The sequence below is a fragment of the Ruegeria sp. YKSF131 genome (genome assembly GCF_059612645.1).
In genome coordinates this window covers 1-11,150 of sequence record NZ_JBXWQZ010000091.1, presented here as the reverse complement: position 1 = coordinate 11,150, position 11,150 = coordinate 1, and the positions used below count along the sequence as shown (strand labels likewise).

Here is an 11,150-nt window from a genome sequence, read left to right as displayed (position 1 = left end):
AGCTTCGGGTAAGCCGGGTCATATCACCATCGACGGGTGTGAATATCAGGACGCCTGGTGTCTTGAAATTCGCGACACCGGGCCGGGTCTTCCGCCAAAAGCACGTGAAAACCTGTTCACACCGTTTCAGGGTGGGGTCCGCAAAGGAGGCTCTGGCCTGGGCCTTGCAATCTCTCAGGAACTGGTGCGCGGGCATGGCGGTAACCTGACACTGAAAGAGACCGGGCCCGAAGGAACGATCTTTGAAATAAGGCTTCCGCGCGGAGACATGACTTTTTGATTTTTTTTTGAAGAATCGGCTTGCACGTCTTTGACCACAGGTCTAAACAGCGCCTCACCAACGCGGACCGATAGCTCAGCTGGATAGAGTACTTGACTACGAATCAAGGGGTCGGGGGTTCGAATCCTCCTCGGTCCGCCACTTGGTGATTTTCCCAAATCTCAACGAGATACACTAGGTTTCTTAAACCTCTGTGTTTTATGGCTGTGGCCGCGTTGGCTGGTTTCGTTGGATTTTGTCCGATCATACCCGTATACTTTCGTTGAGTGGTATATTTTGTGGTATTTTCATGGCTGCTCTCAGCGGGAAGCTGACAAAGAAGCTGGTAGAAAATCTTGGCCCGGGTCGGCATGGCGACGGTTCTGGTCTGTATCTTGTTGTTGATCCCTCTGGTGCGCGGCGCTGGATCGTGCGTGTAACGGTCAAAGGACAGAAGAACCGCAAGGGCGCTCCGCTGCGCACGGATTTTGGGTTGGGTGGCGCTGATGTTGTCACTCTGAACCAGGCTCGAGAAAGAGCCCTCGAATATCGACGCATGGCAAAGTCAGGGCTGAACCCTCGGTTCAATGCCCAGCGTGAAATCCCGACCTTTGAGGAACTCAGCCGACAAGTTCACATTGACCGCCTGCCAACATGGAAGAATGCCAAGCATGGGCAGCAGTGGCTCAACACTTTGCGCGACTATGCGTTCCCCAAGATCGGGCGCATGCCAGTCGACAGCATTGATCAACCCGAAGTGTTGATGTGCCTGTCGCCCATTTGGACCGAGAAACACGAAACCGCGAAGCGACTGTCTCAGCGGATCAAAACGGTGCTCGACGTGGCAAAGTCCAAGGGGTTCCGCTCGGGCGAGAACCCGGTGACCGCTATCCGCGAAGGTAAAGTGCTGCCAACCGTCAAAGCCAAGGTCCAACACCACGACGCAATGCCGTGGCAGGAGGTCCCCGCGTTCTATGCCGAGTTGCAGACCCGCTCAGCTATGGCCGCCAAGGCGCTGCAGTTCGCCATTCTGACCGCCTGCCGAACCTCAGAGGTCCTGGAGATGAAATGGCCCGAGGTCGATGTTGATGCGCGCCTGTGGACCATCCCGGCGGAGCGCATGAAGGGTGGGCAAGTCCATCGTGTTCCTCTCGCTGACGAAATGCTGGCCATTCTGGAGCCGCTGCGTGCGCTGGCCTCCGACTATGTGTTCGAGGGGCAAAGGCGGCATCATCCCTTGTCGAACATGTCAATGCTAATGTTGCTGCGCCGGATGCGGCAGGATGGCGTCACCGTGCATGGCTTTCGTAGCTCGTTTCGGGACTGGGCGGCAGAGGCTGCTAATGCGCCGCGCGAACTGGCGGAGGCGGCTTTGGCCCATCAGGTAGGATCAGATGTGGAAAGGGCTTACGCGCGGTCGGATTTGCTGGAACGGCGAAGAAGCTTAATTTCTGATTGGAATAGATTTGTGAGTAACACCAGTCTTGAGGGCTGCTAGAGATGGCGGAAGACAACAAGTGGGTTAAACCCAACAGGCTCACAGAAATAGTCGCACATCACATCTTTCCGGTAGTGATAGGGGATAAGCTTTCGCCCAGTCTAGAACTGCTCACTGGCGCGTATTACCAAGATCGTTTCGAAGAACTCCAAGAAGGAGACACAATTTGGCAAGTTTGCGTTACAAGTCGTACTGGTCTGGATAAAGAACAAACAGGGTTTTCATATTTCCCGACCGAGGATGCGGCTCGTGAATTCTTGAAGTCTATGCCGATCGGCCTGACGTACGGAGAACACTGCGGTTACCCAAAACGACTAAAAGACTTGTTTGGTTCCGATGACGATCCATGCAGGGTGATGACTGCGATGTTTAGGCGTTGCGACGATGATGATGTTCACTCGGTGTGCTATCGGGCTCTTTCTGAAGCTGGTGTCAAAAATGAATGGGATTACGAGACAGCCCCTCGTGTACTTGAATGGCTAGGTGACGAGCACATTGCTTGGATGAAAGAGAAATTTGGAGAGAATTGGTCCGTCGTTGCGGAATTTGAGTACTGCCTGAACCATTTCCCGGACTCTTCACTGGCTAGTCTTGCGGCGCATTTGTTTTTGTTCCAGTTTGTGACTTACGACGATTTTGCCGCTGGTTACTACACCAAGGAAATACAGTCGATTGCAGGCGGGACAGAAGAGGCCGCAATTCTTGCAAAAAAAACTCAAGAGAACGCGGGAAAAGCCGGGGCACGTGCATCACGACAACGCAGGCTCAAAAACTTGGAGCTGTTGATGCAGGAAATTGAACTGCTGTCAGACGCCGTCAATCTTGTCAGTGAAGAACGCATTGTTGATCAAGCTTTGGAAAAGGCAGTTGAGAAACATAAGGACTTCCCCAAATCGCAAAAAACTCATGCGGACTACGGAACGGAGTTGCGGTCAATAGAGCATTTCAAATCGAGGTACGAAGCAGTGTTCAAGAAAAACGCCTAAGCGTTTTCTCGCTTCTGGAAAGCGCTTAGGCGCAGGAAAAAGTCTGGTGACAAGTCTAGAATGCTGCCCATAATTGGGAGCCATCGAAACTAATCCAAGGGGACTTTAACGATGGCAAGCGTCTTCAACGACGACCGGGTCTATTTCCCAGAAGACCCTGAAATGCAATTGCTGGGAAACCGCGAAAAGCTGGCTCAATGGCGCCACCGTATGTGTGGTCCTGCCTTTCTCCGCATCGGTCGGCGGATCGCCTATCATGGCGCCGATCTGAACGCCTGGCTGGCAGCACGGCGCACAGATCCCAACAACGAGGCTGCATAATGAAAAACCCCAACTCCAAGCGCGGAGATGGGGCTTTTCTAGTGACATCAACTGCCACCCTAGCAAGTCCAGTTGATGCCACAGGATGTCCCGCGCCGACAAGACAAAACGAGCGCCGGTACTACTGGTCGCCCCTGAGCCACTCGGTCGAACGGGTGATCATACGGAAAGGACGGATCAAGCATGGCTGATATGTCCTTTTCCAAGCCGAACAGCACGAGTCTCGACAGGGGGCCAGACACTGGCCTTCTTTCACGAACCGATCATCGGGAAACTGCTGAGAACTACGGCGGCGAACTCTTTCGTCATGGTATCTACCGCGTCTCTGACTGCCGCGATGGTATACAATGGCTGTTTCAGCGCCAGAGACCCAAATTTCCGGCCGGGGGAGCGGCGTGGGACACGCTCGGGTACTGTGTGATCAAATCCGGCCTAACCCGGCTCGTCCGGGCGCATATCGGCTGCGACGTTCCGGAGTTGGATGCCCTTCCCGAGCGTTTCCAGCGGAGGTGTCGCGATGAGTAGACGGCGGTCTCCCAAGGGCAAACGATCGGATGAGGGGCAATACATCCCTCTGCCCTACGCAATGATCAAATCTCCGGCGTGGCGGGCTTTGTCGGGACCTGCAGTGAAGCTCTGGCTGGAGCTTCACACCCGCTTCAACGGCAGCAACAACGGCAAGCTGTTCCTGTCGATGAACGAAGCGGCAGAGATTCTAGGCCTAGGTAAGGCCACCGTTCAACGCGCTTTCGAGGATCTGCAGGACAAAGGCTTCCTTGTGCTGGAGCAGGAAGGCAACTGGTATCACCGTCGCGCCCACGAATGGCGGTTAACGACTAAGACCACACAAACCCGGTCCGGCAAAAAAGCCGCCACTAACAACTGGCGTTTCTGGCAGCCCGAAAAAACAAAACGCGGTTCTGGTACGGACCCGTCAGCATCCTCTGTGGTTCCGTTTGAGAACCCAAAGACCCCGCATGGTTCCAAATCAGAACCCGTCAGGCCGGTTTTTCGTCGGTCCTTCGGTTCTGAATCGGAACACTAATACTAACCACTCCCTGTTACGCGAGGCGGACATGAGCAAGGCACAGAAAGACAATGGCAATGATCTGCAGACAAAGGACCCCGAGCTTACCGAAGCGGAGACCAATGCGGTTGCCGATCTGAGGGAACGGAAGCGATCACGCGTCCGGGCCCCGGATATCACGTTGGATTTTGATGAAGACACACGAAGGCTCACGGTGGGGCACACAGGAAAAGACCCAACGGCGGCCTGCGCATTGGCGATGCATGAGCTAGGCACAGTCGATTATCGGTTCTTCGAAGGCGTGATGGATCAAGTCGCGACTCTCGGGCAACAGGACAGCTCTGTTTCTGAGGCAGCATCAAACTTCGTGATGTCTGTTGTTGCCGGGGTTGGGCCGCGAGACGAGATCGAAGCGATGCTTGCGATCCAGATGGGCGCGATCCATCAGGCGACGATGATGATGGCACGCCGCCTGAACCACGTAAAAACTCTCACGCAGCAAGACTCGGCGGAACGGGCGCTCAACAAACTTGCGCGGACCTTCACTAACCAGGTTGAAACCCTGAAACGGTATCGCTCCAAGGCAGATCAAACCGTCCGGGTCGAACGCGTTGAAGTCAAAGAAGGTGGTCAGGCAATTGTTGGAAACGTGCACAACGGGGGGCAGTCGGATGACAAAAAGTAACGACAACCTCATGGACCCCACCAAACGGCTCAATGATGCGCCCAGGTGCACAGCAACGGCGAAGTCCACTGGCAAGCGGTGCCGCGCACCCGCCGTTCAAGGCTGGAGTGTTTGTCGCATGCATGGGGCTGGAGGTGGGCAAGCCGCTGGGCCAAGCCATCCGTCATGGAAGCACGGAGAACGATCGAGAGAAACCGAGGAAATGCGCAAGACGATCAATGAACTTATCCGCGCTGACAGGGAACTGCAGAAATTGATCGGCTGACCAGGCACTGCCTCGCAAGCAAGGTTAAAGCAGTCATTCGACAGAGCTGTTTCGATGGCCGCTTCGAGCCCTTCTCAGACCTTGATGCAAAGCGCAGCAATCTGCGCTAATAGCCGATTCCGGACGCTCTCAGCAAGCGTGAGCCGGTCATGCACTAGGTCTCACGGAATTGACATTAACTAAACGGGCAAAGCGCCGTTTGTGCTGTTGCACACCATTGCACGATAAAGACCAAAGGGCTGGTTAGATAAGGACAGACCTCGTGTTTCGGTATTCAAGGGGCGTAATGCCGAATTGTTTCCGGAATGCGCGGGAAAAGTGACTTGCGGTCGAGTAGTCAAGGTATAGGGCGATGGCCGTTACAGTGGCTGATGTTTGAGTCAACAGTTCGCTTGCCTTGCGCATTCTAGCCGCGGTGTAGATAGATCGAAAATTGGTACCAGATCTGTCAATTCTCCGTTGGAGACTTCTTTTACTTTTGCCCGTGGCACGCGCAATGTCATCCAAGTCGATATTCTGTTCTCCCAATCTTTGCAGAATAAGCTGTTCCAAGTACTGAACGAAATCTTCAGGCGGACCTCCCCTGCAAGCCCGAACGACGTCCCCAATTGTCGTATACATTTCTGAAATGGTCGGATTGCACGCCGTCAGATCGGAATTCGGTATCTCAAAGTAAATGCAGTCTCTGTCAGTGCGAACTTTGGTCCTGACGCGAGCTTCAATTCGAGCTTCGCAACTGACATCTTTCAGGTCGAGGCCGATGGACAAAGGACGATATGTTGGCCCTAGAAAATGGCGTGGCACACTCAGAAGTGAGCCCAAGGCGGCAAGAGCTGACTGGCGATAACCAGCGTTTCGTCTCTCAGCGAAAGTATACCTGAAAAAGGTCGAACCTGAGTCTTGCCTTACCTCAAGCGTGTCCCTGTTGGCGTGCAGATGAATAATCCGTACTGCCCTTTCCAGAGCATTTCCAAGATTGGAAGCTTCCAAAACATAATCACCCCAAGCGCCGTACTCCGTTACGGAAAGATGCTCCGAAAGATACAATCCAAACAGATCGTCACCAGCGCTTCGCGCCGCAGTGTCCAGAAATCGGTTCAAGGCCGTTTCGGGAATGTAGAAACCGACTTTGTCTGAGATGTCGAGAGGCAAGCCAGCCTCCGCCAGACACCGCTCCAACGTACGGTCGCCGAGAGCTTTAGTGATCAGTGTCGGAACACTTCCAAGTGCTTCGGCGACGGTAACGGAAGGCGAATAAGTCATTGGCGTAAGTTTCCAAAGTTCTTTCAATTGTTGGCGCAAAATGGTTCAGCAATCAACGATCGCGTGGTTTAGCCTCCTGTAAGAACAATCGCCGACAGTATCAGGGGGGCATTGTGAACACAGTGCGCACGTTGATTTTGCTTATATTTTGCAGCTTGGGAACCGTGGCGTTCGCACAGGACAAACCCAACATCGTTTTGATCAATCTAGATAACTTCGGTTGGGGGGAACCGGGCTTCAACGGCGGCGGAATAATCCGCGGAGCAGCAACGCCAGCCATGGACGCACTTGCTGCAGAGGGTATGCGCCTGACAAACTTCAATGTTGAAGCGCAGTGTACGCCATCACGCGCTGCACTTATGACAGGACGGTACGGTATACGTTCCGGCAATCACACCATTCCGGTTGCGGGTGGTGTTTACGGGATGACGCAATGGGAAATCACCATGGCGGAGATGCTCAAAAATGCTGGCTACAATACAGCAATGTACGGCAAATGGCACCTCGGTTGGTCAGAAGGGCGATATCCCACAAATCAAGGTTTTGACGAATTCTACGGCGTCGAAAGCACTGATCAGACCGTGTGGACCTCGCAAGGCAGATGGCAGGCGCTTGGCTTGGAGCCGCCTCATGTCATGCAAGGTGTGGCCGGACAGGAAGCCACAATTGCTCGCGACTACGACTTGGAATATCGGGCACAGATCGATGGCGACCTGACGGACAAAGCGGTTGATTACATCCATCGCAAGAGTGGTGATGACTCACCTTTCTTTGTTTATTTCGCCCTGACGGCGACCCATACGCCGGTTATCCCGCATCCCGATTTTGAGGGCTCGACGGGCAAAGGGTTATGGGCCGACCTCCTCCACCAGACCGACAGCTACGTCGGTCGGTTGACAGCCGCTTTGGATGAGGCCGGCATCGCCGAGAATACAATTGTAATTTTCACTGCCGACAACGGCCCCGAAGCAATGAACGTCGGAAGCAATGACATCGCGCCAATGCCACATGCTCAAGGCACGCCGGGTCCGTGGCAGGGCACTTTGTTCACGCCATTTGAAGGCAGCCTCCGTGTTCCGTTCGCGATCCGTTGGCCGGGGAAAATTCCGGCAGGAGCGGTCAGCAACGAGATTGTTCACCAAATGGATCTTTACCCAACTCTCGCAGAAATTGCCGGTGGCCAAGTACCAAACGACCGTGCGTTTGACGGCGTGGATCAGTCGGCGTTCTTGTTGGGTGAACAGGAAGACTCCAATCGCGATCATGTCATCGTTTACATGGGTGAGGAAATCTACGGTGTGAAGTGGACAGACTGGAAGGTCTTGTTCAAAGAGAACGACACCGTTTATTCCGATACCAAGTCGTATTCAACGCCGCGCCTCTATGATCTAATCAACGATCCCGGCGAACGAAAAGACGTACTGCTGGTCTATACATGGGTCGCTGAAAAAGCCCTACCATTCCTTGGCCAGCACTTGGCGACATTCAAGGAGTACCCGCCCATACCGCCAGGAACACCTGATCCGTATCTACCGCCGCAGTGATATTTGTGACGGTCGATACTTTCATGAACCGCAAAAATCTATTGTCGTTGCTAAGCGCAGGTAAGAATTAAGGAGAAGAAACGATGAAACTTCGTGCCGTTTCAATAGCTTTTATATCTGTAGGGGTGCTTGGGACTAGCGCCGTTGCGCAGGAAGCTGCGCAAGGCGGGCAGGTCGGCGAAATGACGATTTCCTCAGAAGACATGCCGGGATTGGCACCAGACGAATTCTCGCCGTACGCTGGCAGGAACTTTCCGACTAGACCGCTCTGGGGCGATACGCATCTTCACACGTCGAACTCGCTGGATGCGCGAGCGTTCGGTGTCGTTTTGACACCGGCGGACGCTTACCGCTTTGCTCGGGGCGATGAAGTGACCACGTCACATGGTTTGCGCGTGAAGCTCTCACGACCGCTCGACTGGCTTGTCGTTGCAGATCATTCTGATGCCATGGGAGCAATGAATGAGATTGTCGCTGGCAATGCGACGCTGATGCGCGACCCTACGCTCCGGGATTGGAACGACCGTATTAACCAGGGCGGAAACGTCGCTCTCGCCGCGACGATGGAAGTAATTGAGACATTCGCCGGGATTACGGGAGAGTCGCTTCCCGAAGCGATTGCCGATCGTCGTTTTGTCCAGTCGGTCTGGGACGACTTCACTTCAACCGCTGACGCATTCGATGATCCCGGAACCTTCACGGCCTTTATCGGCTATGAATGGACGTCGACTGAGGCCGGCAACAACCTGCACCGCAACGTCATATATCGCGACGATGCGAGCCGTGCGCGCCAGATGCTGCCATTCACCACTGCGGAAACATTCAACCCGGAAGACCTTTGGGACTGGATGGAGCGCTACGAAGACGAAACCGGGGGACGGATCCTTGCGCTGGCCCATAATGGAAACGTTTCGAATGGTCTGATGTTCCCTGTCGAGACCAACCCCAAAACGGGCGAACCGCTCACGGGTGATTATGTCGAGCGCCGAGCAAAATGGGAGCCGTTGTACGAGATCACGCAGATCAAAGGCGATGGAGAGACGCATCCGTTCCTGAGCCCGAATGACGAGTTCGCGGACTACGAGACCTGGGACAAGGCCAATCTGGGGCCTACGCCGAAAGAGGATTGGATGCTTCAGTACGAGTATGCGCGGGAAGCGCTGAAAAACGGGCTAAAGCTCGAAGACCAGCTTGGCACAAACCCCTATAAATTCGGCGTGGTCGGATCAACCGACAGCCACACTGCGCTCGCGACGGCGCAGGAGGACAATTTCTTCGGCAAGCATTCCGGGGTCGAGCCGGAGCCTGGCCGTTGGAACCACCTCGTCGGCGACTTCGAAGGTCTTACCGTCCTGGGATGGGAAATGGCCGCGTCCGGCTTGGCTGCGGTCTGGGCCGAGGACAATACCCGCGCAGCAATCTTTGACGCCATGGAACGCAAAGAGGTTTATGGGACCACGGGAAGCCGTATCGGGGTTCGTTTCTTCGGAGGATGGGAGTTTGTCGACGCGGACGCCCGGTCGCGTTTACCGGCGGACATTGGCTACGAGAAGGGTGTTCCAATGGGGGGCGATCTGCCGGATGCGCCGGAAGGTGCCGAGGCACCGACCTTTCTGGTCGCCGCGCTCAAGGATCCGTTTTCGGGCAATCTCGACCGCATCCAGATCGTCAAAGGCTGGCTGAATGCAGCGGGCGAAACTGAAGAAAAGGTTTTCGATGTGGCGTGGTCGGATGATCGCGAACCGGGACCGGATGGCACGCTGCCGCCCGTCGGAAACACGGTCGACGTTACCACCGCAACTTTCACCAATTCAATCGGCGCACCTGAATTGATCACCGTCTGGAGCGATCCGGAGTTCGATCCGTCTTTGCGAGCATTTTATTACGCAAGAGTTCTGGAAATTCCGACACCGCGTTGGACGGTCTATGACGCTGTTCGTTTTGGAGACGAAATGTCAGACGACGTGCCAACCTCAACGCAGGAGCGCGCGTACACGTCACCGATCTGGTACACGCCGGGTGAATGACAAAGACTTCCTGGAGCGATCACATCCGGTTCTCTGCAAAGCTCGGATCGGTCTTGAAAGCCGGTCCGTGCATGATAGCCGCGATGTCCGCAAGCACATGTGCTAGTGCAGACGAAGGTGGCGTAAGCTTCTGGTTACCGGGGCAGTACGCGAGCTTTGCGGCAATCCCGCCTCAGACGGGATTTTCGGTGCCCCTCGTTACCTATGCTTATTCTGGTGATGTTTCCGGCGGACAGGAACTTGAACTGGGTGGTGAAATCCGGTTGGGCGTAGACGCACGGTATCTTGGACAGTTCGTCATTCCGAGCTATAGCCCCGAAACCACGGTTCTGGGCGGTCAAATCGCCTTTTCGCTTGCGACCATCTTCGCATCCAGTGATGTGGACGCGGATGTGACACTCGGACCAGTCTCCGGGGGCGCATCGAAAAAGGTAACCTGGTTCGGCGATCTTTACCCCACGGTCCAACTGTTCTGGAACAAGGGCAAGGACAACTGGATGGTCTATGCGACGGGCGCAATACCTGTCGGAGACTACGATGCAGACCGTCTTGCGAACATCGGCATCGGTCATGCTGCGATCGACGTTGGAGGGGCATATACCTATTTCAATCCGGAAAGCGGATGGGAGGCGTCGGCCACGTTGGGTTTGACGTACAACTTCGAAAATTCAGACACGGATTACACCAATGGCGAGTCCATCCACCTGGACTGGGCAATGTCAAAGTTTGTCTCGGGGAACTGGCAATTGGGTGCGGTGGGTTTTGCATACAAGCAAATATCCAATGACCAGGGAGCGCCAGCGGCGCTCGGCGGATTCCGATCCGAGACCTATGGTGTCGGTCCTCAAATCGCATACAGTGGAGAGATCGGAGGACGGGCGGTCTACGCAAGCCTTCGAGCCTATAAAGAGTTCGAAACCAAAAACCGAACCGAAGGGGTCGGCGGCTTCTTCACGCTGTCGATATCCTTCTAGGTGGATCAATTATCCAATCGAGTACCAACAAAATCGCACCAGAATTGATTTGTTAGGAGGAGAAAGCATGACACGGTCGAAGCGCACTGCCACTAGCGGAGCGATTGCACTACTCGCAACTACGATCCTAGCGACGGCGATGCCGGGCTACGCTCAGGAATGGACCCCGCAGGCCGAACAGCTTGCAGACACCTATCCTGCTCCCGCCTATTCACCCTATGCTGGTCGAACTTTCCCGGAACGGCCACTTTGGGGAGAGACGCATCTTCATACGGGACAATCTATGGACGCCGGAGGTTTC

At 54.8% G+C, this 11,150-nt stretch carries 10 protein-coding genes, 1 tRNA gene and 1 pseudogene; 11 read left to right on the top strand and 1 reads right to left on the bottom strand.

Annotated elements, in window-relative coordinates; all coding sequences use genetic code 11:
• The 7 genes from AC2FLZ_RS20735 to AC2FLZ_RS20705 all read left to right on the top strand — a co-directional run.
• Positions 1–280, top strand: a 280-nt coding sequence (locus AC2FLZ_RS20735; RefSeq protein ID WP_496882706.1) for a sensor histidine kinase, incomplete at its 5' end; no start/stop codon positions are given.
• Positions 281–344: 64 nt separating this feature from the next.
• Positions 345–421: transfer RNA gene (locus AC2FLZ_RS20730), tRNA-Arg, on the top strand.
• A gap of 148 nt (positions 422–569) precedes the next feature.
• On the top strand, positions 570–1,757 hold the full coding sequence (locus AC2FLZ_RS20725; protein WP_496882705.1) for a tyrosine-type recombinase/integrase: 1,188 nt from the start codon (positions 570–572) through the stop codon (positions 1,755–1,757).
• Positions 1,758–1,759: 2 nt separating this feature from the next.
• Positions 1,760–2,743 carry a hypothetical protein gene (locus tag AC2FLZ_RS20720; protein ID WP_480520369.1) on the top strand — a complete coding sequence of 328 codons (984 nt, stop codon included), beginning with the start codon at positions 1,760–1,762 and terminating at the stop codon, positions 2,741–2,743.
• A 111-nt stretch (positions 2,744–2,854) separates the two neighbouring features.
• Positions 2,855–3,064, top strand: a complete 210-nt coding sequence (locus AC2FLZ_RS20715) for a MerR family transcriptional regulator (RefSeq protein WP_480520371.1) — start codon at positions 2,855–2,857, stop codon at positions 3,062–3,064.
• A gap of 517 nt (positions 3,065–3,581) precedes the next feature.
• On the top strand, positions 3,582–4,109 hold the full coding sequence (locus AC2FLZ_RS20710) for a helix-turn-helix domain-containing protein (protein ID WP_496882704.1): 528 nt from the start codon (positions 3,582–3,584) through the stop codon (positions 4,107–4,109).
• A 31-nt stretch (positions 4,110–4,140) separates the two neighbouring features.
• Complete coding sequence (locus AC2FLZ_RS20705) at positions 4,141–4,776, top strand: hypothetical protein (protein WP_496882703.1); 636 nt, start codon at positions 4,141–4,143, stop codon at positions 4,774–4,776.
• A gap of 508 nt (positions 4,777–5,284) precedes the next feature.
• Here AC2FLZ_RS20705 and AC2FLZ_RS20700 read toward each other — a convergent pair.
• Positions 5,285–6,304 carry an AraC family transcriptional regulator gene (locus AC2FLZ_RS20700; RefSeq protein ID WP_496716390.1) on the bottom strand — a complete coding sequence of 340 codons (1,020 nt, stop codon included), beginning with the start codon at positions 6,302–6,304 and terminating at the stop codon, positions 5,285–5,287.
• Between the two features lie 113 nt (positions 6,305–6,417).
• Here AC2FLZ_RS20700 and AC2FLZ_RS20695 point away from each other — a divergent pair, with 113 nt between their 5' ends.
• From AC2FLZ_RS20695 to AC2FLZ_RS20680, 4 genes and pseudogenes are all read left to right on the top strand, one after another.
• Entirely contained in the window at positions 6,418–7,848 is a 1,431-nt protein-coding gene (locus tag AC2FLZ_RS20695) for an arylsulfatase (protein WP_496716931.1), read from the top strand.
• An 83-nt stretch (positions 7,849–7,931) separates the two neighbouring features.
• Positions 7,932–9,875: a DUF3604 domain-containing protein gene (locus AC2FLZ_RS20690; RefSeq protein ID WP_496716392.1), complete on the top strand. Its 1,944-nt coding sequence runs from the start codon at positions 7,932–7,934 to the stop codon at positions 9,873–9,875.
• Positions 9,872–10,849, top strand: a complete 978-nt coding sequence (locus tag AC2FLZ_RS20685; RefSeq protein ID WP_496716930.1) for a SphA family protein — start codon at positions 9,872–9,874, stop codon at positions 10,847–10,849. Before AC2FLZ_RS20690 ends, AC2FLZ_RS20685 begins: the two co-directional genes overlap by 4 nt.
• 67 nt (positions 10,850–10,916) lie before the next feature.
• Positions 10,917–11,150: pseudogene (locus tag AC2FLZ_RS20680) on the top strand (DUF3604 domain-containing protein); the annotation flags it as partial.

Bases quoted from the DNA above. Each gene is read 5' to 3' on its own strand.
- AC2FLZ_RS20725 (WP_496882705.1), top strand. From the start codon at position 570: ATGGCTGCTCTCAGCGGGAAGCTGACAAAGAAGCTGGTAGAAAATCTT.
- AC2FLZ_RS20720 (WP_480520369.1), top strand. From the start codon at position 1,760: ATGGCGGAAGACAACAAGTGGGTTAAACCCAACAGGCTCACAGAAATA.
- AC2FLZ_RS20715 (WP_480520371.1), top strand. From the start codon at position 2,855: ATGGCAAGCGTCTTCAACGACGACCGGGTCTATTTCCCAGAAGACCCT.
- AC2FLZ_RS20710 (WP_496882704.1), top strand. From the start codon at position 3,582: ATGAGTAGACGGCGGTCTCCCAAGGGCAAACGATCGGATGAGGGGCAA.
- AC2FLZ_RS20705 (WP_496882703.1), top strand. From the start codon at position 4,141: ATGAGCAAGGCACAGAAAGACAATGGCAATGATCTGCAGACAAAGGAC.
- AC2FLZ_RS20700 (WP_496716390.1), bottom strand. From the start codon at position 6,304: ATGACTTATTCGCCTTCCGTTACCGTCGCCGAAGCACTTGGAAGTGTT.
- AC2FLZ_RS20690 (WP_496716392.1), top strand. From the start codon at position 7,932: ATGAAACTTCGTGCCGTTTCAATAGCTTTTATATCTGTAGGGGTGCTT.
- AC2FLZ_RS20685 (WP_496716930.1), top strand. From the start codon at position 9,872: ATGACAAAGACTTCCTGGAGCGATCACATCCGGTTCTCTGCAAAGCTC.